This is a genomic window from Halorubrum tropicale (assembly GCF_001280455.1).
GTDB classification, from domain to species: Archaea; Halobacteriota; Halobacteria; order Halobacteriales; family Haloferacaceae; genus Halorubrum; species Halorubrum tropicale.
Map to the genome: position 1 here is coordinate 482,558 of NZ_LIST01000002.1, position 26,000 is coordinate 508,557.

General features: G+C 68.7%; 25 protein-coding genes and 1 tRNA gene. 9 read left to right on the top strand and 17 right to left on the bottom strand.

What is annotated here, in order from left to right; all coding sequences use genetic code 11:
- Window positions 1–82: 82 nt before the first annotated feature.
- Window positions 83–649: a hypothetical protein gene (locus AMR74_RS07525; RefSeq protein WP_053771438.1), complete on the top strand. Its 567-nt coding sequence runs from the start codon at window positions 83–85 to the stop codon at window positions 647–649.
- 36 nt (window positions 650–685) lie between these two features.
- Here the strand turns inward: AMR74_RS07525 and AMR74_RS07530 are convergent, their stop codons facing one another.
- On the bottom strand, window positions 686–1,621 hold the full coding sequence (locus AMR74_RS07530; RefSeq protein WP_053771439.1) for a DMT family transporter: 936 nt from the start codon (window positions 1,619–1,621) through the stop codon (window positions 686–688).
- Window positions 1,622–1,804: 183 nt separating this feature from the next.
- On the opposite strand from AMR74_RS07530, the gene AMR74_RS07535 reads away from it, so the two are divergent.
- Window positions 1,805–2,287 carry an Lrp/AsnC family transcriptional regulator gene (locus AMR74_RS07535; RefSeq protein WP_053771440.1) on the top strand — a complete coding sequence of 161 codons (483 nt, stop codon included), beginning with the start codon at window positions 1,805–1,807 and terminating at the stop codon, window positions 2,285–2,287.
- Between the two features lie 45 nt (window positions 2,288–2,332).
- Here AMR74_RS07535 and AMR74_RS07540 read toward each other — a convergent pair whose 3' ends face one another.
- The 3 genes from AMR74_RS07540 to AMR74_RS07550 all read right to left on the bottom strand — a co-directional run bounded on the left by AMR74_RS07540 (window position 2,333) and on the right by AMR74_RS07550 (window position 6,408).
- Window positions 2,333–2,884, bottom strand: a complete 552-nt coding sequence (locus AMR74_RS07540; RefSeq protein ID WP_053771441.1) for a phosphate-starvation-inducible PsiE family protein — start codon at window positions 2,882–2,884, stop codon at window positions 2,333–2,335.
- A 107-nt stretch (window positions 2,885–2,991) separates the two neighbouring features.
- On the bottom strand, window positions 2,992–4,875 hold the full coding sequence (gatE, locus tag AMR74_RS07545) for a Glu-tRNA(Gln) amidotransferase subunit GatE (protein ID WP_053771442.1): 1,884 nt from the start codon (window positions 4,873–4,875) through the stop codon (window positions 2,992–2,994).
- Between the two features lie 477 nt (window positions 4,876–5,352).
- Window positions 5,353–6,408 (bottom strand): alpha/beta hydrolase, encoded by a 1,056-nt coding sequence (locus tag AMR74_RS07550; protein ID WP_053771443.1) that lies wholly within the window; start codon window positions 6,406–6,408, stop codon window positions 5,353–5,355.
- A 249-nt stretch (window positions 6,409–6,657) separates the two neighbouring features.
- Between AMR74_RS07550 and AMR74_RS18440 the strand changes: the two genes are divergently transcribed.
- Window positions 6,658–7,080, top strand: coding sequence for a hypothetical protein (locus AMR74_RS18440; RefSeq protein WP_139042977.1), 423 nt, complete (start codon window positions 6,658–6,660; stop codon window positions 7,078–7,080).
- Window positions 7,077–8,003 carry a hypothetical protein gene (locus tag AMR74_RS17130; protein ID WP_077152269.1) on the top strand — a complete coding sequence of 309 codons (927 nt, stop codon included), beginning with the start codon at window positions 7,077–7,079 and terminating at the stop codon, window positions 8,001–8,003. The genes AMR74_RS18440 and AMR74_RS17130 overlap by 4 nt, the downstream gene beginning before the upstream one ends.
- A gap of 185 nt (window positions 8,004–8,188) precedes the next feature.
- Here the strand turns inward: AMR74_RS17130 and AMR74_RS07555 are convergent, their stop codons facing one another.
- The 3 genes from AMR74_RS07555 to AMR74_RS07560 all read right to left on the bottom strand — a co-directional run bounded on the left by AMR74_RS07555 (window position 8,189) and on the right by AMR74_RS07560 (window position 9,523).
- A complete protein-coding gene (locus tag AMR74_RS07555; RefSeq protein WP_053771444.1) occupies window positions 8,189–8,713 on the bottom strand; it encodes a hypothetical protein in 525 nt (174 codons plus the stop codon).
- A 153-nt stretch (window positions 8,714–8,866) separates the two neighbouring features.
- Window positions 8,867–9,040 (bottom strand): hypothetical protein, encoded by a 174-nt coding sequence (locus tag AMR74_RS19065; protein ID WP_158295113.1) that lies wholly within the window; start codon window positions 9,038–9,040, stop codon window positions 8,867–8,869.
- 398 nt (window positions 9,041–9,438) lie between these two features.
- Window positions 9,439–9,523 (bottom strand) — tRNA-Leu (locus AMR74_RS07560).
- A gap of 183 nt (window positions 9,524–9,706) precedes the next feature.
- On the opposite strand from AMR74_RS07560, the gene AMR74_RS07565 reads away from it, so the two are divergent.
- Entirely contained in the window at window positions 9,707–10,267 is a 561-nt protein-coding gene (locus AMR74_RS07565; RefSeq protein WP_053771445.1) for a DUF420 domain-containing protein, read from the top strand.
- Window positions 10,268–10,296: 29 nt separating this feature from the next.
- Here AMR74_RS07565 and AMR74_RS07570 read toward each other — a convergent pair whose 3' ends face one another.
- From AMR74_RS07570 to AMR74_RS07595, 6 genes are all read right to left on the bottom strand, one after another.
- Complete coding sequence (locus AMR74_RS07570) at window positions 10,297–11,361, bottom strand: halocyanin domain-containing protein (RefSeq protein WP_053771446.1); 1,065 nt, start codon at window positions 11,359–11,361, stop codon at window positions 10,297–10,299.
- A gap of 156 nt (window positions 11,362–11,517) precedes the next feature.
- A complete protein-coding gene (gene purF / locus AMR74_RS07575) occupies window positions 11,518–13,017 on the bottom strand; it encodes an amidophosphoribosyltransferase (RefSeq protein WP_053771447.1) in 1,500 nt (499 codons plus the stop codon).
- 139 nt (window positions 13,018–13,156) lie between these two features.
- Window positions 13,157–13,549, bottom strand: a complete 393-nt coding sequence (locus AMR74_RS07580) for a DUF5820 family protein (protein WP_053771448.1) — start codon at window positions 13,547–13,549, stop codon at window positions 13,157–13,159.
- 74 nt (window positions 13,550–13,623) lie between these two features.
- Complete coding sequence (gene rqcH, locus AMR74_RS07585) at window positions 13,624–15,771, bottom strand: ribosome rescue protein RqcH (RefSeq protein ID WP_053771449.1); 2,148 nt, start codon at window positions 15,769–15,771, stop codon at window positions 13,624–13,626.
- A 90-nt stretch (window positions 15,772–15,861) separates the two neighbouring features.
- The gene (locus AMR74_RS07590; protein ID WP_240471134.1) at window positions 15,862–17,154 is read right to left on the bottom strand and encodes a S8 family peptidase; all 1,293 of its coding nucleotides are present in this window, start codon (window positions 17,152–17,154) and stop codon (window positions 15,862–15,864) included.
- A 212-nt stretch (window positions 17,155–17,366) separates the two neighbouring features.
- Window positions 17,367–19,091, bottom strand: a complete 1,725-nt coding sequence (locus tag AMR74_RS07595; RefSeq protein ID WP_053771451.1) for a tRNA uridine(34) 5-carboxymethylaminomethyl modification radical SAM/GNAT enzyme Elp3 — start codon at window positions 19,089–19,091, stop codon at window positions 17,367–17,369.
- An 87-nt stretch (window positions 19,092–19,178) separates the two neighbouring features.
- On the opposite strand from AMR74_RS07595, the gene AMR74_RS07600 reads away from it, so the two are divergent.
- The gene (locus AMR74_RS07600; RefSeq protein WP_053771452.1) at window positions 19,179–20,696 is read left to right on the top strand and encodes a DUF790 family protein; all 1,518 of its coding nucleotides are present in this window, start codon (window positions 19,179–19,181) and stop codon (window positions 20,694–20,696) included.
- A 10-nt stretch (window positions 20,697–20,706) separates the two neighbouring features.
- Here the strand turns inward: AMR74_RS07600 and AMR74_RS07605 are convergent, their stop codons facing one another.
- Together AMR74_RS07605 and AMR74_RS07610 are read right to left on the bottom strand one after the other, a co-directional pair.
- Window positions 20,707–21,237 (bottom strand): DUF7122 family protein, encoded by a 531-nt coding sequence (locus tag AMR74_RS07605; RefSeq protein ID WP_053771453.1) that lies wholly within the window; start codon window positions 21,235–21,237, stop codon window positions 20,707–20,709.
- Window positions 21,234–22,190, bottom strand: a complete 957-nt coding sequence (locus AMR74_RS07610) for an RsmB/NOP family class I SAM-dependent RNA methyltransferase (RefSeq protein WP_053771454.1) — start codon at window positions 22,188–22,190, stop codon at window positions 21,234–21,236. The genes AMR74_RS07605 and AMR74_RS07610 overlap by 4 nt, the downstream gene beginning before the upstream one ends.
- 96 nt (window positions 22,191–22,286) lie before the next feature.
- On the opposite strand from AMR74_RS07610, the gene AMR74_RS07615 reads away from it, so the two are divergent.
- Window positions 22,287–23,027: a proteasome assembly chaperone family protein gene (locus tag AMR74_RS07615; protein WP_053771455.1), complete on the top strand. Its 741-nt coding sequence runs from the start codon at window positions 22,287–22,289 to the stop codon at window positions 23,025–23,027.
- Between the two features lie 17 nt (window positions 23,028–23,044).
- Here the strand turns inward: AMR74_RS07615 and AMR74_RS07620 are convergent, their stop codons facing one another.
- Together AMR74_RS07620 and AMR74_RS07625 are read right to left on the bottom strand one after the other, a co-directional pair.
- The gene (locus AMR74_RS07620; RefSeq protein ID WP_053771456.1) at window positions 23,045–24,433 is read right to left on the bottom strand and encodes an isochorismate synthase; all 1,389 of its coding nucleotides are present in this window, start codon (window positions 24,431–24,433) and stop codon (window positions 23,045–23,047) included.
- Between the two features lie 103 nt (window positions 24,434–24,536).
- A complete protein-coding gene (locus AMR74_RS07625; RefSeq protein ID WP_053771457.1) occupies window positions 24,537–25,151 on the bottom strand; it encodes a sulfite oxidase-like oxidoreductase in 615 nt (204 codons plus the stop codon).
- Window positions 25,152–25,393: 242 nt separating this feature from the next.
- On the opposite strand from AMR74_RS07625, the gene AMR74_RS07630 reads away from it, so the two are divergent.
- Window positions 25,394–25,609, top strand: a complete 216-nt coding sequence (locus AMR74_RS07630) for a ribbon-helix-helix domain-containing protein (protein ID WP_004598554.1) — start codon at window positions 25,394–25,396, stop codon at window positions 25,607–25,609.
- A 95-nt stretch (window positions 25,610–25,704) separates the two neighbouring features.
- A complete protein-coding gene (locus AMR74_RS07635; protein ID WP_053771458.1) occupies window positions 25,705–25,983 on the top strand; it encodes a UPF0058 family protein in 279 nt (92 codons plus the stop codon).
- Window positions 25,984–26,000: the final 17 nt, after the last annotated feature.

Genomic DNA, 26,000 nt, shown 5'->3' on the forward strand with positions numbered 1-26,000 from the left:
CGGGCGTTCGGCCCGGTGATCGGGGGCCTTCCGACTGCCGTCGCGGCACAAAAGCCAAGTCCGCTGGCCCGAACGGTCGAGTATGCAACCCTCCAAGGAGCGCGAGTCGTCCGACGACGACCCGATGGACGACCTCGACGACCTCCTCGACGACGACCTCGGTGGCGGCGAGGGGGCGTCCGACGCCGACGCCGGCGGCGCCGCGGCCGCCGAACCGGGCGCGCGGAGCGCCGGGAACGCCGGGGACGCCGGCAGGGTCGGCGTCTCGGGCCGGTGGTTCTCGGCGAAGGCGTTGGGGCTCGCGCTCGCGACCGTCGCGGTCGGCGTGTTCGTCGGCGGGCTGATACCGCTCATCGGGGGAACGATCGGCACCGCGGGCGGCGTGTTCGTCGCCTCGTTCCTCCTCGGCCTGGCGCTCTCGACGCGCCGGTACGTCGAGACGGGGATCGCCGGCGGCGCGGCGGGCGCGGCCAGCGCGGTGACGAGCGTCCTCGGCGTCGGCTTCCTGCCCATCGGGATCGACTACCTCTCGCAGTGGGGGCTCCCGCTGGTCGCGGTCGGCGGGGGCGTCGGGCTGGCGCTCGCGCTGCTGGGGCACTACTTCGGCCGCGACCTCCGCGCGGGGCTGAGTCGGGACATCGAGGGGTAAATCCCCGCTGACGGCGCGGAGCCTTTCCGCCGGTCGCTATCCGGTCAGTCGGTCGGCGCCGACGTAGTCGGCGATCTCCCGGCGCTCCAAGACGAGGAAGCCGGCGAGGATCGCGACGAATCCGACGAGCGCCGACGCGTCGACGAGGTGGCCGAGCAGGAGCCAGCTGCCGACCGCGGCGACGACGGGCTCCGCGTAGCCGACGAGGTGAAGCTGCGACGGGCCGACCGCGTCGAGCAGCGCGAAGTACAGGAGGAACGCGACAACGCCGGACAGCAGCGTCAGGTACGCGAGCGACGCGATCGACGTCTGGTTCCAGACGACCGCGGCGGGCGACTCCCCGATCGCGGCGGCGGCGACGAGGAGCTGGCCCGCCCCGATGACCATCGCCCACCCCTGAAGCGCGGCGATCGGCAGGTCGGTGCGGAGGGGTCGCAGCAGGACGGCGCCGAGCGAGAAGGCCACCGCGCCCGCGAGCGCGAGGCCGACGCCGACGACCGCCGCGCTGCCGAGCCCGGCCGCCGCCGGGTCGGCGACCACGGCCACCCCGAGGACGCCGAGCGCGAACCCGCCGATCTCGACGGGGCCGAGGCGTTCGTTCGGGAGGAGCGCAGCCGCGAAGACGGCCGTCAAGACCGGAGAGAGGCTCACGACGACCGCGGCGACCGCGCCGGAGATCCGGACCTCGCCGAGGTAGAGGAGCCCGTGGTACGCCGCGATCACGAACGTCCCCGCGACGGCGACGCCGAGCCACTCGTCGCGGCCCCGCGGCGTCCACCGGTCCGCGGCGACCGCGGCGTAGCCGAGCACGACCGCGCCCGCGACGGCGTACCTGACCCCCGCGAACAGCAGCGGCGGGAAGTAGTGGAGGCCGGCCTCGATGGCGACGAAGGAGGTCCCCCACAGCGTCGCGAGGAGGAGGAACGCGGCGACGATCGCTTCCGGAGTAGAGAGGAAGTTTCTGAGTTTCACTGGCTACTCGTTCGAAATACGCGACTGTAGTTAAATTATACTCTCGAAACAGCCGACATTTGGAATGAAGAATCAGACATACGAATCAGATCCGATTCGAACACCTAACTGTGCTCGAATATTAGAGCAGACTCCAACCCTGTCGGTCGACATATACAACCGGTCGGGGGTCGATCCGGGGGTATGGACGAGCGCGACGTGCGGCTGTTGAAGGCCATCTCCGATCTCGGCACCGGGAGCCCCGAACGGCTCCACGAGGAGACCGGGATCCCGGTGTCGACGATCCACTATCGGCTGAACAACCTGCGCGAAGACGGCGTCATCGAGAACGACCTGTACGACCTCGACCACGAGGCGCTCGGGCTCGGCGTCACCGTCATCGTCGAGGTGCTCGCCAGCTACGAGGGCCCCTACGAGGAGTTCGCCGAGGAGCTGCTGGCGGTCGAGGGCGTCACGGAGGCGTTCTTCACGATGGGCGAGACGGACTTCGTCGTCCTCGCGCGGCTCTCCTCCTCGGACACCGTCGAGCGGCTGATCAGCGACTTCGAGGCGATCCCGCAGGTCGAGCGCACGAACTCGACGTTCACCATCGCGACGCTCCGCGACGAGTCGCGCGCCCCGGCGACGTACGACATCGACACGCTGATCGAGGAGCTGACGGAGTGACACGGCGCTCGGGAGCCGAGTACGGCGGGGCGGCCGCTGCGCGGATCAGTCGGGGCCGAGCGACGGTCCGACGGACCGCTCCACGAACAGCAGTGCGACGAGCCCGAGGACGACTAAGGTGTACGAGAGCGCGGCGAACAGGGCGTCCTGCGTGGTCGAGTACTCTGTGGTGCGAAAGATGATCACCTTCCTGACCATCGCGATGACGCCGGTGTAGATCACGAGCCGGACGATCCGGCGGGTGTCGCTCTGCTCGATGTACGCGACGACCGTCTCGTACACCTCGACGATGATGAGCAGCAGCAGTCCGGTCTCGATGAAGCTGATGACGGTGTTGGGGTCGGTGATCTCCCCCGTGGGGACCGACTCGGCGATCTGGATCGCGAGGTCGACGACGCCGATGCCGAACAGCAGCGCGAAAAGCGCCGCTGCGGCCAGTTCGACGCCGTGGACGAACTTGTTCGTCACGTCGGAGACGCGGTCGCCGCGCGTCTTCGCGACCGCCGGGTCCGGCTCGGGGCCGGACGTCGGCGCGTCGTCCGACAGGTCGGTCCGTTGTGAGTCGTTCGGGGAGTCGGCCGGGGGAGAATCGTCCATCGAGTCTGACCTCTCGGATCGAGACACGGCCGCCCGACAAGTAAGTGGCAGGGGCCGTACCGGGGGCGATCGAGAGAACGTGACCCAGCGGGGACGACCGGGAGACGCTACGACCGCTTCCCGATCTCCTCGCGTAACACGTCGGAGACGACCTCGCCGTCCGCCTTCCCGCGGAGCGCGCCCATGGCCTCGCCCATCAGCCCGGAGAACGCGCCCATCCCCTCGGCCTCAACCTGGTCGGCGTTGCGCTCGACGACCTCGACGACGGCCTCGCGGACCTCCGCCTCGCTCACGCCTGAGAGCCCGGCCTCTTCGACCGCCTCGCTCGCCGTCAAGTCGGGGTCCTCGGCGAGCGTCGTCAGCACCTCGGGGACGCCCTCCTTCGCGAGGTCGCCGCCCTCGACGAGGTCGAACAGCGCGAGGAAGTGGTCGTCGGTGAGGTTCTCCACGGGCGCGCCGTCGCGCCGGATCTCCGTCGTCGTCGACTCCAGCGTCGACGCCGCGAAGGTGGGCTCGGCGCCGCGCTCCACGGCCGCCTCGAACAGCGGGAACCGCTGGCCGAACGCGACCTGCTCGGCGAGGCCGGCGTCGAGGCCGAACTCCGCCTCGTACCGCTCGGCCTTCTCGTCGAGCAGCTCGGGCGTCTCCACGTCGGAGGGGTCCGGCTCGACCGGCGGCACGTCCGTCTCGGGGTACATGCGTGCGGCGCCCGGCAGCGGCCGGAGGTAGCGCGTGGTCCCGTCGTCGTTCGCGCCGCGGGTCTCCTCCGGGACGCCCTCGATCGCGGTCTCGGCGCGGTCGGCGGCCGCCTCGATCGCGAGGTCGGCGGTCTCCGGGTCGGCCGCGACGATGGCGACCGCGTCGCCCTCGCCCGCGCCCACCGCGTCGCGGAGCGCGTCGACCTCCGCCTCGGTGACGCCGTACGCGGGCAGCTCGTCGGTGTGGAAGATGCCGCCCGCGCCGTGGCGCTTCGCGTGGTCGGACAGCTCCGTGCCGAGCCGCCGGTCCGGCTGGATCTCGCGGCCGACGAGGCCGTCGAAGCCGAACAGCGGGACCGCGGTCACCTTCCCGCCCGCGTCGAGCGCGCCGCGGATGACCCCGGACTCCGTGTCGGCGAAGACGTCGGTCACGTCCGAGACGTCGCCGACGCTCGCGTCGCGCTCGCGGAGTTCGTCGCGGATCGCGAGCAGCTCCGCCTGTCGGCCGACCTCGCCGCGGACGATGTCCTCGATCCCCTGGAGGTCCTGGACGCCCTTCACCTCGACGCGGGCGCCGTCCGCGATGGAGACGTTCACGTCCTGCCGAATGGTGCCGAGCCCGCGCTTGACCGCGCCCGTCGAGCGGAGCAGCATGCCGATCCGCTCGGCCGCCTGCCGGGCGCCCTCGGGGCTGCGGATGTCCGGGCCCGTCCCGATCTCGACGAGGGGGACGCCGAGGCGGTCGAGCGAGTAGACGACGCCGTCGTCGGTCTCCTCGACGCGCTTCGCGGACTCCTCTTCGAGCATGAGGTCGACGACCGACACCGACCCCGACTCCGTCTCGATCTCGCCGTCCTGCCCGAGGAGGATCGAGCGCTGGAAGCCGGAGGTGTTCGAGCCGTCGATGACGAGCTTCCGCATGACGTGCGCCTGGTCGACGACGGAGAGGTCGAGCAGGTCGGCGATCTGGAGCGCCACCGAGAGCGCCTCGCCGTCGACGCGTCTGGGCGGCTCGTCGTCCTCCTCGACGAGACAGGTTGTGTCGTACGCGAGGTAGGTGAACTCGCGGTCGACTCGGCTCTCCTCCATCGCCGCGTCGTCGAGCTCGCCCAGTTCGCTCTTCGTCGGGTGGAGCTGACGGGTTATCGACCGGTCGGCCTCGTCCGGGTCGCGCTCGACGGTCGGGGAGTCACAGAACAGCTTCGTCTCCGTGTCGAGCTGCTGGTGGATCTCCAGGCCGGCGACGAGCCCCAGCTCCTCGTAGTCGTACTCGGGGGTCGCGTCCGTACTCATTACGCCTCACTCCGACGGCGCGCGACTAAAAGGGTGGCAGTTCGCGCGAGCGATGCGGAGCAAGAAGCGACGACCGGGGTTATAAACGACGGATGCGTCGGCGCGTGCCTTCGAGCGGCCGCCGAAAGCGGTCGCGAGACGGCACGCGCGAGGTCGTCGGGTTCGCCAGACTGCCAGAGGGACCTCTTGTCCCTCGCTGGACGCGGCGACCGAGGCACCACAGCGAGCGAGGAGCGCAGCGAGCGCAGCGAGCGCACCGAACACTGGCGGGTGGGGGCTTTGGAGGTCCGGCCATCGATCCGAGGTCGACGGCTCTGTCGAACTCCTCGAACGGTACTATGTTCTCAGCGCCTCCCTGAATACATGGCGCGAATCAGTCAACAGGTCCACGTTTACTGATCCGCTGGTGACCTCGATACACGAGTCGCCACGCGATGCCGGAGCCCCCCCGACAGCGCCACTCGTCGATAGGCCCGGTCAGGAGCCCAGGAACTCCAACAGCACCGACCGGAACTGCTCCGGGCGCTCGATGTGTGGCGAGTGTCCGACGTTCGTGAACGTCTCCTCGCTGTAACTGCCACCGTTGGCGGCGTAGGCCTTGAGTACGTCCCGAGTCTGGTCGTTCATCGGCTGCGGAGGATAGACGTCGTCGCCCGGCCAATCGGGCAGTTCGCCGATCTGGCCTAAATAGCCAGCGTCAAAAAAGGAGGTGTCCGAGACGATCTGGTCGGCGTCGCCCCGGACCCACAGGACCGGCGGTTGCGGTTCAATGGTAGCCAGACCCGACGCGTCGAAGTACTTCGGTGAAATCGCGTTGAGCACGCCCCGCTCGCCTGGCGCCACCTCCGGCCAGTTGTCGGATGGTACCGCGTCACCGGGATAGTTCCCGTCGCCGACGGCCGTCGCACACATCGCCTCAACGTAGGCGTCGGCCGTCTCGGAGGCAAACTCGTGGTCCGGGCCGACGTAGAACGCATGCATCACCGAGCGCGGCGAGGCGTCGGCCTCCGCGGTAACGTCTCCCTCCGCCAGACGCTCGACGAATTCGTCGTCGGCGAGGCCGCCACCTGTGCCGGCGTAATCGGGCTGGCAGGGCGTTCCATCGCGGGTCGTGCCACCGAATCCGTAGGGCGACATCGTGCTGACCAACACCAGCTCCGTCAGGGTCTCCGGATAGTCGATAGCGTACTGCATGGCGATACCGCCGCCGATGGACCAACCGACCAGCGCTACCGCCTCAACCCCGACCTCTGCGAACAGGGCCGCCAGATCCTCGGTGTAATCCTGAACGCCTCGGGTTGCGTCGACCGGTTTCGTCTCCGAGTCGCCGTACCCCCGAAGGTCAGGGGCGAGGACCCAATAGTCGTCCGGCAGGTCGGCCATCAAACCGGCCCAAAACCGTGAAGACGAAACGTTCCCATGGACCAGACAGAGTGGTGTTCCGTCGGGATCGCCCGAGACGAGGACGTTCGTCGTGAGGCGGTCCGTCTCGACGCGTCGTGACTCGACTGAATCAGGGAGTGTATCGTCCATGCCCCTCCTTCGCACGGAAATGATATCAATAGATGGGTCGCTCCCTCCTAGTCCCCAGTGGACGGCTTGCCTACTGGTCCCCCAGGACTGCCGTACTCACCCTCTGTATCTCGTGAGGCGGTCCTGACAGAAGTAGCGCAAGTCTAAGCCGACTCTGGTGTGTCTCCGAGACCACAACGGGACTTGCCGTCAATTGAACATTCGACACATCCTGTATATTTATTTTCGGGAATATTCTATACGTATGTCGTGTACCGTCGAGCCCTCCTGGCGTCGCTCGCCACTTCCCTCGCTGGGTGTTCACTGGCGCCGAGTGAACCCCCTCCAGCATCGTATCCAAGAACCAGGCCAAACATCTTCATCTCCTTCGATTGGGACCCTGATCGATCAGCGCTCAGTGTCTCGTTCGAGGGCGGAAACCGGCTTACAGCCGAAAACACGGATCGCCTTACCATCGTCACGCCAGACCTCGATGATAGTGAGACAATATGGGTCGGCCCGGCAGAAACGAACGCGAAAGCGTCGTTTCCGCTCACTCCCGAGACAGCTGTGACACACGAACTCCCGCGGCCGGCGTCGACGAATGTGTACTGGTTCGAACCCGGGGAGGGAGACGAGGAACTCGTCGCGCGTTGGGATCCCGAAATAGAATCTACGGAGGTCGACGGATGAATCGCCGTCAGTTTCTCGCCGGCGCCGGGGCAGCAGTTGTCGGCACAGCGGGTGGATACGGCGGTATTCGCGTAGGTGATATCCGTCCGTACGACATTCCGCTGCCGGCAGGCGACTCAGCGCGTGAGCGCATCATCGCGGCGGCGGCGTACCGTTTGGCAGCTGACCACCGGGCGATTACGCGGACTCGGGTTCTGGATGACGGGACCGAAGAGACACCGTATGATCTCGACGTGTACAGACGACGGTATCAACATTCACGTCGCCGATACCTTCATGCGCTAACCACGTACAGAGGACCGCTAAGAAGTGCCGGGATCGACCATCACAGTGGCATGTTCCCGCACCGGAATATCTGGGCACTGCTTCATTACAGCCGAGTGTTCAGGAACCCTGAAAACCTGCCCTTGACCAAGGTCCTCTATATGACGGACGGGAAGATGGTCTCTGATCTTAACGCGCCGGTTCAAGAGGGAGACACCGTTCGTGTTTCAGACGCATGGGCTAATGTTATCGCTCCTCATCGTTACCCGACTGAGCTCGCTCCGACGGAATTTATTCGCCCGCACCGGACCAACTGGGAAACAAGTGAAGAATCATCTCAGACGGTTACCTACCGCCTATCCGACCGGGATGCGTACACGCAGGTGGTTCCATTCCCGTATCGATTACGAGACGTGGAACTCGGCGAATGCTGGATTGAGGTGACGCTTAGTCGGGATACGGGTCGTCTCCGGCGAATTACCGACCACCGAGTCCACACGCTCACCGAAAGTGAGGGGAGTGAGCGATCACTCACGTATCGTATCGAGACCGAGTTCGACCAGTATGAAGAAACGACTGTCCGCCCGCCGGTTGGAGATATTGATCAGGATCTCACTACCCGATTAAAATCACTCATCGTCGATTTGATCACCTACTGAGTCTCACACTGTTCAGCACCAAGACGCTGGTAGACTCAGCGTCTTGAGCTGTTATTTTCTGATGGCTCTGTCGAACTCCTCAAACGGTACTATGGTCTCGGAGCCGTGCTGAATACGGGGCGCGAGCCGGCCAAGTGGGTAGCGAACGTGTCCGCTGACACCGGGCCGCTCACGAGTCGGAACAGTCAGTGCCCGCTGATCCGACGGCGGCGCTGAGACGCCCACCCTGCGACGGCTCCGATGGGGACGAGCAAGGTACCGACCAGCGGGCTCCACGCAGTAGCGACGGTTCGGGTAACGCCGACAGCAGTCCACAGCGGCTCCGGATAGAGTTGGACTGCGTACTGTAACCCCTGCCCAGTAACGGCACTGAGGAGGAGCGGAAACAGTAGTACGTACACTCCTGTCAGTGTCGGGACGAGTGTCACGATGCCGAAAGCCGTCACACCGCCCACGAACGCTCCCTGCTTCGGAGTCGACACCCGAGACGCGACTCGTCGCCACACGGTAGTGCCCAGGACGAACCCCGAAACAAACGCGAACTGAGGCGCGTATCCGATCCAGTACTGCGCGTCCGGCGACAGGCGCAGCGGAACTACCGCCGCCACGAGCACATAAAAGAGAGAGGCGGCGAGTGCCGCCGCCGCCGTGACGACCCCGGCACCGATACCCCGCCACCGCGTCGCCGAGCGCTGCTGCCACGCGACCATACGGCTTTGGACGCTGCGTGGGAATATAACTGAGCGCAACCGGTCGGTGACAGTTGTACTCTCCGTATCGGACGCACGCCCACTGACGGGGACGAGTAGGCGGTGAGGGCTTTGCTACATGGCCGGCGCGTGTCCCGGTGAGTCGCTACGAGGTTACTGCTCGGAACCGTAGCGACCGACTCCGACCGCGATCACCAACAGCACGAGTACGACAGGCGTGTAAACGAGGTCGCCTGTATACGCCATTATCCCCACGATCATCGCAGCGATAAAGATCACGACATTCTTCCAGCGGGCATTCACTCGCGTCCGAATCGTTTCGTTCATGCACGGTAATGCTGTGGTGTCATCTTAGCTGTTACTCCGTTTGACTCCGTAGGGGACTGTTAGTGGTGGTAGCGGCGGTTTAACTCGGATAGAGCAGAACGAACCGAGGCGTTGCGTCGGCATAGAGACCGTTCAGTCGCTGCTGTTCGCCACGCTTCACGCTCCAGATACGGAGTATCCAGCAGTCGAGTCCCGACGCAATCGCGACTTCGAGTCGAAGCGACTTAGCTACTTGTAGGGCGGTAGCCGGACCTTTGAACGTGTTCGCGGACGGTCGCGATCGGTGATCAGTCACGACCAAACGGAACTGCCGCTCCTCGCGTAACGTCGGAAAGGAATTGTGCGTGGGTGCTGTCGTAGAGACAACACCGGCATCGGTGGGGTTGTGCCCCGAGCGATGCGTGGGACCGGATTTGAACCGGCGGACCTCTACAGGACAGCGCCCTCAACGCTGCGCCGTTGGCCTGGCTTGGCTACCCACGCTCGCGGTGTTCTGTCGCGTCCCCACCTACCTTTCCCCTGATTAAAAGCCCTTCCATTCGAGGGAGCCGTGGCGGAGTTTCGCAGACCGCCGGGCGACGGACGCCGGCGCGACTCGGCGACCGCGTCCGGCAGGCGTCGACCGCAACCGGCACGGGTTTGGGGGTCGCGTCCCACCGCACGGACATGAACGACTGGGCCCGCGAGAACGTCTCCGTCCTGACCGCCGTCGCCTCCGTCGTCGCGCTCGCGCTCGTGTTCGGCGCGGTGGGCGGCGTGATCCCGAGTTCGCTGCTGCCGCGCGCGAGCGACGCCGTCCTCGCCGCGATTCCGCATTTCAACGCCGCCGTCTCCCTCACCGCCATCGCGACGATCCTGCTCGGCTGGCGGGCGATCTCGCGGGGGAACGTCGAGCGACACCGGAACTTCATGGTGACCTCCTTCGCGCTGTTCGCCGCGTTCCTCGGCGCGTACCTCTACCGGCTGATCCACGTCGGCACCACCGAGTTCCCCGGGCCGGAGCTCGTCTACTCATACGTCTACCTCCCGTTCCTCGCGGTCCACATCCTGCTGGCCATCGTCTGCGTCCCGTTCGTCTTCCACGCGCTCTTCCTGGCCGCGACCCGCCCGTACGCGGACCTCTACCAGACGCGACACTCGCAGGTCGGGTTCGTCGGCGCCGTCCTCTGGCTGATTTCGTTCACCATGGGGATCGGCGTGTACCTGCTGCTGTACCACGTCTACTGACCGAAACCGCGACGAAGATATCGGGGCGGCTACGCGTTCCGCTCGGCCTTCCGATGGGCGGCGTAGAACAGCGGGACGAGCAGCGCGCCGGCGAACCCGAAGCCGAGCGCCAGCGTTCCGATATCGCTCGCGGAGAGTCCGCTCCCGCCGCCGGAGCCGCCGCTTCCGGAGCCCCCCTCGCCGCCGACGAGCTGGTCGTCGACGGAACCGACCGCGACGGCGCCCTTCATTCCGACCGACTGGTGCGGCTCGCAGACGTAGCGGAACACGTCACCGTCGCCGGCGTCCTCGAAGGTGTACTCGAAGGTCTCCCCTTCCTCTGCCACCGGCTCGCCGCTGGAGAAGACGCCGTTCTCCTCGACGACGTTGTGGCCGCCGCCCTGCCCGGTCCACTCCCAGACGACGGTCGTGCCAGGGTCGACGAGGATAGCGGGCGGGTCGAACAGCAGGCCGTTCTCGCCCGCGCCGACCGCGACGGTGACCTCGCTCTGCCCGCGGAGGTCGCGCGTCCCCTCGTAGTTGCCGACGTTCGAGAACCAGTCGCCGTATCCGGCCGCACCGCCGCCGGAGCCGCCGTCGCCACCCTCCGCCTGCGGATCGACGAGGTCGTCGTCGACGGAGCCGACCGCGACGGACCCCTTCATCCCGATGGACTGGTGCGGGCCGCAGTAGTAGTTGAACACGTCGCCGTCGCTGGCGTCGTCGAAAGTATACTCGAAGGTCGTCCCCTCCTCCGCGACCGCCGACCCGCTGTCGAAGGTGCCGTCGTTCGCGACGACGTTGTGGCCGCCGCCTTGCCCGGTCCACTCCCAGACGACGGTCGTGCCCGGATCGATCAGGATGGCAGCGGGACCGAACAGGAGGCCGTTCTCGCCCGCGCCGACCGAGACGGTGACCTCGCTCTGCCCGCGGTAGTCGTGGGTCCCGTCGTAGTTGCTCACGTCGTCGAGCCAGCCGTCGTACTGGGCGGCCGCGGTACCGCTTCCGGCGGCGACGCCCGCGGCGACCGCCGCGCCGGCGGCCCCGGCGCGGAAGAACCCGCGGCGGCTCATCGACGCGGCGTCGTCCTCGGCAGCGTCGGCGTTCCGTGTCATAGTCGCACGTCTGATCGTGATCGTATTTAAGCCCCCGATACGTCCCGAGCGGTCGAACCGCCGCCGAACGTGTGCGGGGTCGCGTTCGAGGAGGCGCGGATCGCGACCGGGCGTTCGAGGCCCGATCCGACCGGTGAATTCGGCCGTCAGCGGGCGCTAATCGTCGGCCGGCGTCGGGTCAGAGACCGGCGCGTCGACGTCGCGGTCGGTCGCTTCGCCCTCCACGTCGAAGGGGTACTCACCGGTGACGCAGCCGAGACACAGGTCGGCGCGGCTCTCGCCGAGCGCCTCCGCGACCGCGTCGATGGAGAGGTACGACAGCGAGTCGGCGCCGACCTCCTCGCGGATCTCCTCGGTCGACGCGTCGGCCGCGATCAGCTCCTCCCGGGTCGCCATGTCGATGCCGAAGTAACAGGGCGCGAGGATCGGCGGAGCGCCGATCCGGAGGTGGACCTCCTCGGCGCCCGCCTCGCGGACCAACTCGACGAGCTGGGTCGAGGTCGTCCCGCGGACGATGGAGTCGTCGATGATGGTGACCGACTTTCCCGCCACCGTCGAGCGGATCGGGTTCAGCTTCAGGCGGACCGCGCGCTCGCGCTCGTCCTGCGTCGGCATGATGAACGTCCGGCCGACGTACCGGTTCTTCATCAGGCCCTCGGCGAACTCCACGCCGCCGTCGTCGGCCGCCCTGGGCTCGCCGTCGGCGGTCGTCTCGGCCGCGGCGTCCGCGTAGCCGGAGGCGAACGCGCGCCCGGAGTCGGGCACGGGCATCACTACGTCGGACTCGACGGCGGACTCCTCCCAGAGCTTCCGGCCGAGCCTCCGGCGGACCTCGTACACGAGGCTCTCGTCGATGACGGAGTCGGGACGGGCGAAGTAGACGTGCTCGAAGAAGCAGTGGGCGGTCGACTCGCGTTCGACCAGTTGATACGTGTCGTAGCCGGTGCCGTCGGGGTCGAGGACGACGAGTTCGCCGGGGCGCACGTCGCGGATCAGCTCGCCGTCGAGCGTGTCGATGGCGGCCGACTCGCTAGCGAGGACGTAGCCGCCGTCGACCTTCCCCAGACACAGCGGCCGGTTGCCGAGCGGGTCGCGGACGCCCAGCACGGTGTCGTCGTGGGTGATCGCCAGCGAGTAGGAGCCGTGGATGCGGTTCATCGTGTGCTTGACCGCCCGTACGAGGTCCTCTTCCAGTAGGTTCCGCGCGAGGTCGTGGGCGATCACCTCGGTGTCGCCGTCGGAGGTGAACGCGTGGCCCGCGGCCGCCAGCTCCTCGCGCACCTCGTCGGCGTTGACGAGGTTGCCGTTGTGCGAGAGCCCGAGCGAGCCGGACTTGAAGGAGACGGAGAACGGCTGCGCGCAGCTCTTGTCGAGGCTGCCGGCGGTCGGGTAGCGCACGTGGCCGATGCCGGTGCCGCCCGACAGCGACGCGAGGTCCGCCTCCTCGAAGGCGTCGCCGACGAGGCCGCGCTCGACGTGGCTGTGCTGTTGGAACCCGTCGTGCGTGACGATCCCCGCCGACTCCTGCCCGCGGTGTTGGAGCGCGTACAGCGCGTAGTACAGCGGTCGCGCGGCCTCCCGGTCCGCGAGCGAGACGCCGACGACGCCGCACTTCTCCCGCGGTTCGTCGCCGCCGTAGTCCCCACCGGCGTTCATGTACGCGAGGGTGAGGCGGGCGGCGATAAAAATCCTCGTGTTCGTGGCGTATCCCCCCGCCACTCACGGCGAGTTATACACTATTGTGGATATTTTCGGTGAGCGACCACGTGCGGTCGGGCGGTCCGACCGACGCGGCTCACGCCGTCTCGCCGCCCCCGACGAACTCATCGAGGCGCGCGAAGTACTCCTCTCTGGGTACCTGGTACGCCCCCCGGTAGTCCACGTCGCCGGCGACGAACCGCTCCGCGACGTCGACCGCACCGGCCGCGCCGGCCTCCCGGCTCTCGTGGGTCTCCGTGACCGCCTCGATTTCGGGCTCCAAGAAGAGGACGACGTGCCACTCGTCGGTCGCGTACTGACCCGATCCGGGCCGGGCGTTCCGGGCGCCGTTCGTCAGGTAGATCGTCGGGAGACACTCGTCGGGGAGGTCGCCGCTCCCGAAGACGTCGGGGCGGTAGACGAGGATCGCCCGCCCGCTGGGCTCCTCGTTCCACAGCCGCCAGCCGTCCGGCAGCGATTCGAAGGCCATGCGCCTCCTCGGTCGCGGAGGCTTGAAAACGTCGCGCTCGGGCCGAGTCGGCGCCTCTCGGTCGAGAGTGACTCTCAGTCGACGATGTCCGACCCGCCCGGCGGCAGGAACTCCTGTAGCCGGTCGGCGCTCGCGACCTTCCGCACGAACGACTGGTCCGCGAACCGCTCTTTCAGGGTCCGGTAGGCCATCATCGCGGCGTCGTTCTGCGCGTACATCCCCGGCTCGAAGGTGACGTGCGCGGCCGCGCGGTCGACGATCGCCGACGGCGGCCCGCCGATGGCGCGGGTGACGGGCTCGCACTGGACGCCGACCGCGATCCGGCAGGGAACGTCCTCGAAGTACGTGCGGTCGCCGCGGATCACGAAGCTCCCCTTCTCGATGTACTCGCCGCTCTCGGGCGTCTTCGACACTTGGTCCGGCTCGACCATGTACGCGTCGCCCGCGCCGCGGCCGTCCTTCCAGTCCGACGAGTAGGAGACGGCGAACTGCGCGGCCTCGCGCAGGGTCTCCTCGGAGAAGTCGACGGGGTCGGCCGACTCCGACGGCCCCGACGCCTTCAGGATCGTCACCGGTCCGCCGTGCGCCTGCGTGTGGAAGAACCGGTCGTGCTTGCTCATGTACTTCTTCACCAGCTCCTCGTTCTGGTCGGCGTTACGGCCGCCGATGACGAGGTATCCCGTGGAGGTGCGGAACCAGCGGAACCGCTCGAACCAGTCGTCCGGGCTGCGGATCGGGATCGACGACCGCGACAGCCAGTCGGTCTCGTACTCCTCGTCGGCGGCCTGCTGCTCCTCCCACTCCCGCTTCCGCTCCTTGACGGCCTCCAGCTCCTCGCGGGTCGACTCGATCGCCTCCTTCGCGCCCGCCTTCTTCTCCTCGACGCGCTTCGCCTCCCGGTAGAGCCGGTCGGCGTTGACCTCCACGCCCTCGCTGGCGTCGAGTTCGACCCGGGTCGTCCCGCCGTCGTCGCCCTCCTCGTCGAGCTCGACCGTCACGGTCCCCTCGCCGCCGTCGACGCCGACGACGGCCTGCGCGGCCTCGATCCCGCGCTCGGCGCCGGCGTCGAGCGTCGCCTCGATCTCGTCCCACGGCACCTCGTTCTCGCGGGCCTCGCGCACGGTCGAGATCACCTCGTCGACGAGGTCGTAGTTCGCGTACAGCAGCTCGGCGCGCTCGCGCTCGGCCTGCGCCTGCTCCTCGAACCCCTCGATCGCCCCCTTCTGCTGTTCGATGATCCGCTCCTGTTTGGCGATCTCCTCCTCGAAGTCCGGGCGGGAGCTGCCGGCGTCGGCGGGCGCCTCGCCGTCGTCGGTCGCCTCGCTCCCCAGCCGGTGGAAGTACTTGTCGACGGCGTCGTTGAACGAGTCGAAGCCGACGCTCGGGAGGTCCTCGTGCTCGGCGAGCGGGAACGGCGTCACGTCGACGACCCGAGGTTCGCCGCCGTCGCCGTCGGTCCCGTCGCCCTCGACCGACTCCTCGTACACGCGGGGGTCGACGTCGCCGGAGCGGAGCCGCTCGTCGATCCGGGCGAGCGCGTCGTGGAGCGCGCGGAGCTGGTCGTCGGTCGCCTCCTCGATCGGCGTCTCCTTCGGCACGCCGGCCCGCGTACACACCTCCTCGGCGTACAGGCCGCCGAGGTTCAGCTGCGTCGCGAGCGTGCGCACCACGTCGCTGTCCGACTCGCGCATGTGGCGCTCGAACCCGCCGTAGCTCACGTCGAGCGGGTTCAGCCGGGAGGCCGGGTACTCGTACTGCGAGCCGGGCGCGACGGTTCGGGACTTGAGCCGCACCGTCGAGAGCGCCCCGATCACCTCGCCCGTCTCGTCGAGCGCGGCGACGTTCCCCTGCCCGAACAGCTCCGCGACGAGGGTGGTGTTCCCGTCCTCGCGCTCGAACTCGAAGGTGAGGATGCGGTCGAACTCGTACTGCTCGACGCCCGCGAAGTCCGCGCCCGACATGCGGTTCCGCAGCATCTTCGCGAAGTTGGGCGGGCGACCCGGCGCGTCCGCGACGTGGCCCGGGTCGGCGGCGTGCGCGCGCTTCACGTCGCCCACCTCGATCATGAGCTCGACGCGGCCGCGGTCGAAGTCGCGCAGCTTCAGCCGGAGCAGGTCGTCGTCGTAGAGGTACGCCTTGTCGACCTTCGCGCCCTCGTACCGATTGAGTTCGGTGACGAGCGCGGCGAGGTCGATGCTCGACAGCTCCCGCTTCTGGTCCATACCCAAGACAGACCGGCGGGCCGGAAAAAGGCGTGTCGTTGTGGGCTTCGGCGCGACGGTCGGTTCGTCCGGCGGACGAATTCCGCGCCTCTACTTCCTGTCCGAGAGTCGTTCGACGGTGTTCAGGGCGTTGATGATCCCGGCACCGAACTCCGAGTCGCTCTTGCCGTTCGCGCCCTCGGCGCCCTTCTGGATCGCCTGTTCGACCTGACTGGCGTTCGCGTTCGGTTCGAGCTCACGCACGAGCGCGGCGAGGCCGGCGACCTGCGGGGCCGCCATGGAGGTTCCAGACTTGTACCCGTACTTACCCTGCTCGACGGGGATCGTCGAGAGGACGCCGTTCTCGGGGAAGGGAATGTCTCCGGGTTCCCCGGCCCCCTCCTCGCCCAGCGTCCGCGGGATCGTTTCGTACCAACCGCCCGGCGCGGCGATGTCGATGTCGCTCGTGCCGAAGTTCGAGTAGAACGAGAGCGTGTCGGCCGGCGACGTGGCGCTGACGGTGAACGCTGCCGGAACGCTGTTCGGGAGCGTGAAACCGCTGCCCTGGAGGCTCCCCGAGTCGTTGCCGGCGCTCCCCGTGATCACGGTCCCGCGCCGGACCGCGCTCTGGAACACGGTTTGGACCTCCGCCTTGAGCTTGTTCAGTTCCGAACCCGGCTGCTGGACGCCCGGGATCCCGAGGCTGAAGTTCGCCGCGTCCGCACCGATCTCAGCCGCGTAATCGATGCCGGCGAGGATGTCACCGAACGACGCGCCGCCGTTGGCGGGGAACACGCGGATCGGGATCAGCTCAGTGTCTGGCGCGGTGCCAACGACGCTGGATTCGCCCGTGGCGCCGACCGTTCCGGCGACGTGCGTGCCGTGAGACCCGGAGTCGTCCGGCCCGATCTCCGGCACGTCGTCGTCGACGACGAACGCGCGACCGAGGTCCTTGTTGACGTTCCCGAGGTCCGGATGGTTGAGGTCGATCCCCGTGTCGACGATTGCGACGCGCGTTCCCTCCCCTGTCGCGTACTCGTGGGCCTCGAAGACGTCGGTGATCTCCTTGTCCCACTGGAGGTCGGACAGCGCGGCGCCGTCGCTCGGCGCGCTCTCGGCGGCCGCTTCGGCGTCGACTTCCGGCTCGTCGAGTTCGAGCTTCAGGTCCGGGTTCGCGGTCTTGACGCCCTTGACCGACTCGATGTCGGCGGCGGCGTCGCTCGGACCAACCGCGACCAGTACGTCGCCGTCGGCGAGCTCGTGGCGGACCTCGAACCCAGCGGCCTCGATGGCGTCGGCGACGCCGTTTCCGTTCGCACCGATGATATACTGCGTCCTGCCGTCTGCGGCCGACGCAGTTCCTGTGATCGTCGCCGTCGCGGCGAGTCCGGCAACTCCCTTCACCAAAGTTCGTCGATCGAAGTGCATGTGAGTAGCCCTCGTGTGACGAGGTACCGATACTGTAGCCTGATAACGTATAAATATTCATTAGTGAATACTCCTGTACTAAGCTAAATCCTAGTAAACTGAACTGCTGTGGTAGACAGATAAATCGGTCGATGACGCCGCTCGACGAGAGGCGACGCTGGGCTGAAAAGGAGAGATCGGACGATGGCCTACAACCGCTTCGACACGTACGGGCCGTCCTGCCGGTAGCCGAGCTTGTTCCGGTAGTACTCGCGGGCGCCGATGCCCGAGATGACCGCGACCTTGTCGTAGCCGGCATCGCGGGCGAGTTCCTCGGCGCGTTCGAGGAGCCGCGTGCCGTACCCCTGGTGCTGCCAGTCGCCGTCGCCGCCGATGCCGACCTCGTTGCCGTACACGTGGAGCTCGCGGACCAGGGCGGCGTCTTGGAGCTCCGGGCGGATCGGGTCGCTCTCGGTCCCGGGTGCGCCGGGCTGGTCGGGCGCGAACGAGGGGAATCGCAGCCGGCAGAAGCCGACGAGGAGGTCGCGGACGGGGTCCTCGAAGGAGACGAAGTGCTCCGTGCCGCCGCCGGCCTCGTAGGTGAGCACGTCGAGTTCCACGTCGTCCGGGTCCGGGTCGGCGTCGTTGTGCCCGACCTCGCGGGCGCGGATGTCGCGCTGGACGATCCCCTTCTCCTCGGCGCGCTGCGCCGCGAGCTGTCGGAGGTTCGACTTCTGGACGCCGGCGTCGATGAAGTCCGCGGGGATGTCGCGCTGGACGCGCTGGAGCCGCGTGTACTTCGGGATCTGGTCCATCACGTCGGCGACGAGGTCGGCCGCCTCCTCGCTGGTGAGCGGGTCGAAGTCGTCGCGGCGCCAGCGGTCGTACACGCGGGTCCCCTCGACGACGAGGGTGGGGTAGATCTTCAGGTAGTCGGGCCGCCAGTCGGGGTTCTCGAACAGCTGGCGGAAGTCCTCCAGACACATCTCGCGGGTCATCCCCGGCTGGCCGGGCATCATGTGGAAGCCGACCTTGAACGCCGCGTCGCGGAGGCGGCGGTTCGCGTTGCGGGAGGCCTCGTTGCCGTGCCCGCGATGCATCTCGCGGTTGATCCGCTCGTAGGTGGTCTGGACGCCGACCTCGACCTTCGTGCCGCCCAGGTCGAGCATGCGGTCGATCTGCTCGGGGTCACACCAGTCCGGCTTCGTCTCGAACGTCGTCCCGATGTTGCGGATCGCGTTCGTCTCGTTCTCGGCGATCACGTCTTCGAGGTACTCGAACTCCGTCTCCTCAGGGTCCGGCGCGAACGACTCGCCCTCGGCGGGCTCCGGCTCCTTGTCGAGGTCGTAGTCGTTCATCGCCTGGAGCGCGCGCTTCACGAACCACTCCTGGTAGTCGTGCGAGCGCGCCGTCATCGTTCCCCCCATCAGGATGAGTTCCACCTTGTCGACCGGGTGGCCGATCTTCCGGAGCTGTTCGAGCCGGAGGGTGACCTGTCCGTACGGGTCGTAGTCGTTCTGCTCGCCGCGGGCCGCAGCGGGCTCGTGGCCCGTGTACGACTGCGCCGAGGAGAACTCGGAGGCCGGGCCGCCGGGGCAGTAGAGGCACTTCCCGTGCGGGCACAGCTTCGGCGAGGTCATGATCGCGACGGGGGAGACGCCCGAGGCGGTCCGGACGGGCTTGCGCTGGACCACCTCGATCACGTCGTCGCGCGCCTCGGCGGGAGCGTGGTCCAGTATCTCGGTGTTCTTCGGCACCTTCGGGGAGCCGAACTCCGAACAGGCGTCGAGCTTGGCGCGTTCGAGGTCGTCGCGCTCGATCTCGCCCGCGAGGATGCGGTCGACGAGGTGTTCGCAGGTGCGGACGAACGCCTCCGAGTCGGTGCCGTCCCCGGAAGCGGCGTCGTCGGCGTCGCCCGCCGCGTCGGTACTCATTACGCCTCGATCGACGGGTTTCGGAGTTAAGCGTGTCGCACCGGGGAAACCGGCCGGTTTTTGGCCGACACCCGCGTAGCCGCGGCCGTGTTACGGAAGGACCTCCTGCGCGTCTCCCGGGCGGGCGGCGGCTACCGTCCGCGGTTCGCCGGCCGGGAGCACCGCCCGCTCGCGGCCCGCGTACTCGGGACGTTCGAGTCGCACGTCGGCGAGCGCCGCGGCGACCTCGACGACGCGCTGGCGGACCTGGAGGCCGACGCGGCGGCGCGGAACGGCGACTTCAAGCTCGTCCGCGGGCTCGCGGCGCTCGTCGAGCGCGAGTGCGAGTTCGAGACGCGCGCGCCGGTCCCGCCGCGCCGCGTCCGGCGCGCGGCGTTCGAGGCGGCCGAGGCGGTCGGCGTCGCGAGCGAGGCGGACCGCGAGGTCGCGGTCGAGCGCGCCGCGGACGCGCTGGGGATCGAGCCCGGCGACGTGGCGGCGTCGCTGTACGCCGACCGCGACGTGGAACGGGTGCTCGTCGACGCCGACGTGCGCTGGGACCCGGACGCCCTGTTGGAGCAGTACGATCTCTCCTTGGCCCAGACGGCGCTGTTCGACGCCACCGAGGTCCGGGTGCGGTCGAACGACCCGAAGCGGCTGGTCTCGGCGGTGAAGCGCCTGCGGTTGATGTACGAGGTCGAGCGGACGCCCGAGGGGAGGGAACTCGTCGTCACCGGCCCCGACGCGCTGTTCTCGCGGACGAGGCGGTACGGGACCGCCTTCGCGCGGTTGCTCCGGACGGTCGCAAAGTCGGCGGAGTGGTCGCTGGAGGCGACGATAGACGACCGCGGCCGCGAGCGCACGATGCGCCTCTCGGACGGCGACGTGACGGTACCGGCCGTCGAGCCCGTCGCGGAGCCCGACTTCGACAGCGGGGTCGAGGCGGACTTCGCCGGCCGGTTCCGCGGGCTCGACCTCGACTGGACGCTCGTCCGCGAGCCGGAGCCGCTGGAGGCGGGCGCGAGCGTGATGATCCCCGACTTCGCGTTCGACTACGCCCACGCCGACTTCCGGCTGTTCTTCGAGGTGATGGGCTTCTGGACCCCCGAGTACGTCGACAAGAAGCTCGGGCAGCTGGCGGACGTGGAAGACGTGGACCTGCTGGTCGCCGTCGACGAGAGCCTCGGCGTCGGCGAGGAGATAGCCGCACGCGACCACCGCGTCGTCACCTACTCCGGGACGGTGCGGGTGAAGGACGTGGTCGACGTGCTCCGCGAGTACGAGGCCGACTTCGCCGCGGACGCGGCCGCGGACCTCCCCGACGCGCTGTCGCCCGAGGCGGACGTGATCGGACTCGACGACCTCGCGGACGAGCACGGGGTGAGCGTCGGCGCGATCGAGGGCAAGTCGTTCCCCGACCACGATCGGATCGGGCGGACGCTCGCGCGGCCGGCGGTACTGGAGGCGGTCGGGGGAGAGATCGACGCCGGGATGGCGCTCTCCGAGGCCGAGTCGGTCCTCGACGAGTACGGCGTCGACGACGCGAGCGCCGCGCTCTCGCGGCTCGGCTACCGGGTCGAGTGGGAGGGCCTCGGCGGGGGGACCGTGCGGGAGAAGGAGTCGTGACGGCGGTCGGTCACTCCGCGACCGGGAGGTCCGCGCGGCTGCCCTTCGGTACCACCGAGCGCAGTTCGTCGTAGAGGTACAGCCCGACGCCGATCGGGACCGACTCGTCGGCGACCTCGTGGGTCGCGATCAGGTACCCCCAGTCGCCGTCCCACTCGGGCAGGTCCTGGTCGTCCCCGGCGGCGAAGGCGACCGCCCGCTCCGGGCCGAGTTCGATCACGTTCTTCGTCGCGCGCGATCCGAACCGCGAGACCGCCCGCCCCGTCGGCTTCCAGTGCTCCTGTCGCGTCCGGAGGAACGTCATGCCGACCGCCTCGACCTCGCTGGGGTCGGTCGCCTCGCCGTTGAAGATCCAGATCTTCCCGGCCCCCTTCTCCCAGAAGGAGTACCCGGCGAAGGTGTCCCGACCGATCCCGAACCGCTCTTCCCACCAGTCGAGGACCTCCTCGCGGCTCGCGCGACCCTCGACCGCGCGGTCGGCGGGGCTCTCCGGCAGCCGGTCGAACTGCTGCCCGTCGTTGGCGGGCGCGTCGTCGCTCATGCGTCCACCTCCCCGCCGTCGGCGACCGCGCCCCCGTCGCCGGCCGCTCCGCCCACGCGTAGCTTCGCGCAGAAGAACCCGCCCGTGTCGTTGCGGTGGGGGTAGATCCGCTTCGCGCGCGTCACCGACTCGTCGTACGCCTCGCCGTCCCAGTCGGTCACGCCGGGGTCTGTGTCGAGCGGGAGGTCGAAGTCGACCAGCTCGCAGTCCTCGCTCGCGAGGACGTGGTCGAGGACGGCCTCGTTCTCCTCGGGCGCGAACGTACACGTGGAGTAGACGACGACCCCGCCGGGGCGGGTCGCCTGGACCGCCCGCGCCAGGACGCCCTTCTGGATCCCCGCGACCGCGTGGACGTGGTCGAGCGTCCACTGGTCCAAGACGTCCGGGTTCTTGCGACAGGTGCCCTCGCAGGAGCAGGGCGCGTCGACCAGCGCGCGGTCGAACTCGTCGAACGCGAGCGGCTTCGTCGAGAAGTTGCGGGCGTCCTGGTTCGTGACGACCGCGTTCGTGATCCCGAGGCGCTCGGCGTTGTGCCGGAGCGCGGAGAGCCGCCCGAGGTTGTTGTCGTTGGCGACGACGGTGCCCTCGTCGTCCATGGCGTCCGCGATCTGCGTCGTCTTGCTGCCGGGCGCCGCGCAGGCGTCCCAGACGCGCTCGCCCGGTTGCGGGTCGAGCGCGAGCCCGGGCAGCACGGACACCTCCTCCTGGCCGTGCGTCCAGCCGTGGACGTACGGCCAGTTGCCGCCGGGGTTCCCGTCCGGGAGCCGGAACAGGCCGTCGTGCCAGTCGACCGGCTCGTAGGCGACGCCCGCCTCGTCGAACGCCTCGCGGACGCGGGCCGGCGTCGCCGCGATGCCGTTCGTGCGCACGACCGATGGGAGGGGCCGGTCGCACGCCGCCCGGAACGCGTCGACGTCGTCGACGAGCGGCTCGTAACGGTCGAGCGGATTCATAGCCCCCCTTTCGCGTCGGGGCGTTAGACGGTTTCGGGACTCGGGCGGCGTCGTTCCGCGCCGCACCTTTAGGTCCGCCCCGGGCGTACGGGCGCCATGGCACGCATTAACGTCCTCGACGACGGCGTCTCGCTGGACGCGCCCACCCTGATCGAGGGGTTCCCCGGCGTCGGCCTCGTCGGCAAGATAGCGACCGACCACCTGATCGACGTCCACGGGATGACTCACTACGCGAACGTCCACTGCGACGGGCTCCCGCCGGTGGCCGTCTACCGCGAGTCCGAGACGGCCGCGACGACGCCGGTGCGGTTGTACGCGGACCCGGATAACGACCTCGTCGCGCTCCGCAGCGACGTGCCGGTGAACCCGAGCGCGGCGACGGAGGTCGCGGCGTGTCTCGGATCGTGGTTCGATGAGATCGACCTGTTCCCGGTCTTCCTGTCGGGTCTCGGCCGCGAGAAGGACGAGGCGCCGCCGGAGCTGTACGGGATCGCCACCGGCGACGGCGGCGAGGCGCTGGCTCGGGCCGACGTGACCAAGCCGTCCGAGTCCGGACTCGTCTCCGGCCCCACGGGAGCGATGCTCGCGGCCGCGCTGGAGCACGGCCGCGACGCGGTCGGCCTCGTCGTCGAGTCCGACCCGCGGTTCCCCGACCCGGAGGCGGCGCGGGTGCTCATCGCCGACGGCATCGACCCGATCGCCGGGATCGAGACGCCGACGGACGGGCTGGTCGAACAGGCGACCGAGATCCGGGACGCGAAACAACAGCTCGCCGAGCGGATGCGAGAGGCGACCGAAGAGAGCTCGCAGGCCGAGCCGCTGAAGATGTTCCAGTAGCGGTTCGCGATCGGGGGCTATCGACCGCCCGCGTCACCGTCGTCGCCCTCCAGCTCGTCGAGGATCGGCCGGTACTTCAGCTGGACCTCGTCCCACTCCCGGTCGGGGTCGGAGTCGGAGACGATGCCGACGCCCGCGAACAGCGTGGCGCGCCGGCGGGTCGCGACCGCAGAGCGGATCGCGACCGCGAACGCGCCGTTGCCCGCGGCGTCGATCCAGCCGACCGGCGCGGCGTACCAGCCGCGGTCGAACGGCTCCGTCTCGCGGATCGTCGCCAGCGCGCGGTCCGGCGGCAGCCCGCCGACCGCCGGCGTCGGGTGGAGCGCCTCGACCAGGTCGAGCACGTGGCGGTCCGCGTCCAGCTCGGCGGTGATCGGCGTGTGGAGGTGTTGGACCGTCGCGAGGCGACGGACGCGACGCTCGCCCGCGGAGATGGACGCCGCGAACGGCTCCAGTTGGTCCCGGACCGTCTCCGCGACCAGCTCGTGTTCGTGGACGTTCTTCTCGTCGTCGAGGAGCTCCCGCGCGAGCCACTCGTCCTCGCTCGGCGTCTCGCCGCGGCCGGTCGTCCCGGCGAGCGCGTCGGTCTCGACGGTGCGGCCGCGCAGCGAGACCAGCCGCTCGGGCGTGGCGCCGAAGAAGGCGCTCTCGCCGGCCTCGGGCTCGAACCAGTAGCGGTGGCAGTCCGGGTACTTCTCCGCGAGGCGCTCCAGCGTCGCCGCGCGCGGGAAGTCGGCCGCGAGGTCGGCCTCCAGCGCCTGGGCCAACACCACCTTCCGGAGGTCGCCGTCGCGGATCCGGTCGACCGCCGCGACGACGCTCTCGCGCCAGGCCTCGGGGCTCGTGGTCCGCCGACTCTCGCTGATCCCGGGCCGGGGTGGCCGGTCCCCGCGGCCGTCAGCGTCGCCACCCGGCGCCTCGCCGACGCCGTCGAGGGCGGCGAAGCGGTCGACCTCGCTCGCCAGCCGGTCCTCGACCGCGGAGACGTCGGCGTCGTCGCCGACCGCGTTGACCGTCAGCCACGCGCCGTTGTCCGCGACGGTCAGCTGGACGCGGGGCATCACGAACCGGGCCTCCGGGAACGGCGTCCACGGGTCGCCGTCGCAGGCCCCCTCGTGGAAGGCGAAGCCGCCGAAGACCCTGGGGCGGGCCGCCTCGGTGCCGGCGTGGACGTCGCCTGACTCGAACAGTTCGGTCGTCGCGTCGCGGATCGCCGCGAAGCGGTCGCCGCCGGCGGCGGTCAGGGTGGCCGCCGCGCCGCCGCCGATCACCAGCGCGTCGCCGGGCGCGCTCCAGGTCGTGCGCGGCACCGGAAGCGCGTCGAACGCCGCCGCGAACGCCGGTTCGTCGATCGCCGTGGTCCGGCTGACCAGCGGCGGTGACGACCGAGAGCGCGCTCCTTTCATACGTACCGAGTCGGGGCCGTGGACCCTTTATCCTGACTATCGGGGCGGAGCGGACGGGGGAGATCCGAGCGGCGAAACGGGCGGGGCGACGGACCCCGCGCGATCAGCTGTAACGCTCCTCGTTCCAGGGGTTCGCCGTGTCGCTGTACCCGCGCTTCTCCCAGTAGCCGAGCTCGGGCTCCGTCAGGAGCTCCACGCCCGAGACCCACTTCGCGCCCTTGTAGGCGTACTTGTGCGGGGTGACGACGCGGATCGGGCCGCCGTGGTCCGCCGGGAGGTCATCGCCGTCGAAGCCGTACGCCAGCTGGACGCCCGGCTTCGTACACTCGTCGAGCGGGAGGTCGGTCGTGTAGCCGTCGAGCGAGTGGAACATGACGTGTTCGGCGTCGTCGCGGACGCCCGCGAGGGCGGCGAGGTCAGCGAACGCGACGCCGGTGAACTCGCAGTTGAACTTGCTCCACCCCGTCACGCAGTGGAAGTCCTGTCGCTGGGTGACGGCCGGGAGGTCGCGGAACTCGTCGAGCGAGAACGAGCGCGGCTCCTCGACGGCGCCCCACACCTCCAGTTCGAACGTCTCCGGGTCCCACGACGGCGTGCCGCTCTTCGAGAGGACGGGGAAGCCGTCGGTCTCGCGCTGGCCCGGCGGGAGCCGGTCGTCGCCGTACTCGCGGTAGAGGTCGGTGAGGTCCTCGGCGGCCTCGACGCCGGAGTCGGTCATGGAACCCGATTCGGCCCGGACCGACGTATGGATGTCGCTCCCGGAGCCGGGCGGGCGACCGAGTGCGCCGCGTTCGGCGAGCCCCCATCGGTCGAGGCGTGAATGCCGCGCGGCGTTCGCACAATTCCAAGGCAAATTTTGAGGACGGAAAATGAACTTTTCTGTCGTCGTTTTGCGTTTTCATATCGGCGGATCTGCGACGCCAATTTTATATACGCCATGCCACAAGAGCCGGACAGCAAATGCCACGAGTGAAGATAACCGTGCCGGAGCATCTGGAGATGCAGATAGCCCAGATGGTCGAGGAGGGGGAGTTCCTCAACCGGGAGGAGGCGGTCGAGGAGCTGCTGTCGACTGGCATCAAGGCGTACAAGACGAGCGGCCCGCGAGACGACGACGACTCCAACGGATTCGAAGACGAGGGGATGATGGGCCACGAAGACGAGTACGTCTTCTGAGCGAACGACGCTCCTCGGCGGCGGTCCCCGCGGCGCGGAACCGTGCGTACCCCCCTCAACAACCCTTATAGGGCCCACATCCCGTATCCGTGGGTATGCACAAGGACGAGCTGCTCGAACTCCACGAACAGATGGTGACGATCATGGAGCACTTCCGCGCGCAGGAGTCCGTCGACGGCTCGCTGTTCGACCCGTACGACGAGCTCGACGTCGACCCCTCGCACGTCCACAAGTCGAAGAGCGAGCACAAGCACGCGGTGTTCGTCCTCGGGAACGCCCTGGCGAACGCGATGAGCGAAGACGAGTTCTCGCCCGCCGGCCGCGTCGGCAAGCGGATGGAGGAGCTCGCCGACGACGCCGAGAACAAGATCTGAGGGCCCGTTCCGGAACC

What these genes read in the sequence shown, in the direction of transcription:
- AMR74_RS07565 (WP_053771445.1), top strand. Translation starts at nt 9,707, where the DNA reads ATGAACGACTGGGCCCGCGAGAACGTCTCCGTCCTGACCGCCGTCGCC.
- AMR74_RS07625 (WP_053771457.1), bottom strand. Translation starts at nt 25,151, where the DNA reads ATGACCGACTCCGGCGTCGAGGCCGCCGAGGACCTCACCGACCTCTAC.
- AMR74_RS07535 (WP_053771440.1), top strand. Translation starts at nt 1,805, where the DNA reads ATGGACGAGCGCGACGTGCGGCTGTTGAAGGCCATCTCCGATCTCGGC.
- AMR74_RS07580 (WP_053771448.1), bottom strand. Translation starts at nt 13,549, where the DNA reads ATGGCCTTCGAATCGCTGCCGGACGGCTGGCGGCTGTGGAACGAGGAG.
- gatE (WP_053771442.1), bottom strand. Translation starts at nt 4,875, where the DNA reads ATGAGTACGGACGCGACCCCCGAGTACGACTACGAGGAGCTGGGGCTC.
- AMR74_RS07630 (WP_004598554.1), top strand. Translation starts at nt 25,394, where the DNA reads ATGCCACGAGTGAAGATAACCGTGCCGGAGCATCTGGAGATGCAGATA.
- AMR74_RS17130 (WP_077152269.1), top strand. Translation starts at nt 7,077, where the DNA reads ATGAATCGCCGTCAGTTTCTCGCCGGCGCCGGGGCAGCAGTTGTCGGC.
- AMR74_RS07635 (WP_053771458.1), top strand. Translation starts at nt 25,705, where the DNA reads ATGCACAAGGACGAGCTGCTCGAACTCCACGAACAGATGGTGACGATC.
- purF (WP_053771447.1), bottom strand. Translation starts at nt 13,017, where the DNA reads ATGAACGCCGGTGGGGACTACGGCGGCGACGAACCGCGGGAGAAGTGC.
- AMR74_RS07550 (WP_053771443.1), bottom strand. Translation starts at nt 6,408, where the DNA reads ATGGACGATACACTCCCTGATTCAGTCGAGTCACGACGCGTCGAGACG.
- AMR74_RS07620 (WP_053771456.1), bottom strand. Translation starts at nt 24,433, where the DNA reads ATGAAAGGAGCGCGCTCTCGGTCGTCACCGCCGCTGGTCAGCCGGACC.
- AMR74_RS19065 (WP_158295113.1), bottom strand. Translation starts at nt 9,040, where the DNA reads ATGAACGAAACGATTCGGACGCGAGTGAATGCCCGCTGGAAGAATGTC.
- AMR74_RS07570 (WP_053771446.1), bottom strand. Translation starts at nt 11,361, where the DNA reads ATGACACGGAACGCCGACGCTGCCGAGGACGACGCCGCGTCGATGAGC.
- rqcH (WP_053771449.1), bottom strand. Translation starts at nt 15,771, where the DNA reads ATGGACCAGAAGCGGGAGCTGTCGAGCATCGACCTCGCCGCGCTCGTC.
- AMR74_RS07525 (WP_053771438.1), top strand. Translation starts at nt 83, where the DNA reads ATGCAACCCTCCAAGGAGCGCGAGTCGTCCGACGACGACCCGATGGAC.
- AMR74_RS07540 (WP_053771441.1), bottom strand. Translation starts at nt 2,884, where the DNA reads ATGGACGATTCTCCCCCGGCCGACTCCCCGAACGACTCACAACGGACC.
- AMR74_RS07610 (WP_053771454.1), bottom strand. Translation starts at nt 22,190, where the DNA reads ATGAATCCGCTCGACCGTTACGAGCCGCTCGTCGACGACGTCGACGCG.
- AMR74_RS07555 (WP_053771444.1), bottom strand. Translation starts at nt 8,713, where the DNA reads ATGGTCGCGTGGCAGCAGCGCTCGGCGACGCGGTGGCGGGGTATCGGT.
- AMR74_RS07595 (WP_053771451.1), bottom strand. Translation starts at nt 19,091, where the DNA reads ATGAGTACCGACGCGGCGGGCGACGCCGACGACGCCGCTTCCGGGGAC.
- AMR74_RS07605 (WP_053771453.1), bottom strand. Translation starts at nt 21,237, where the DNA reads ATGAGCGACGACGCGCCCGCCAACGACGGGCAGCAGTTCGACCGGCTG.
- AMR74_RS07615 (WP_053771455.1), top strand. Translation starts at nt 22,287, where the DNA reads ATGGCACGCATTAACGTCCTCGACGACGGCGTCTCGCTGGACGCGCCC.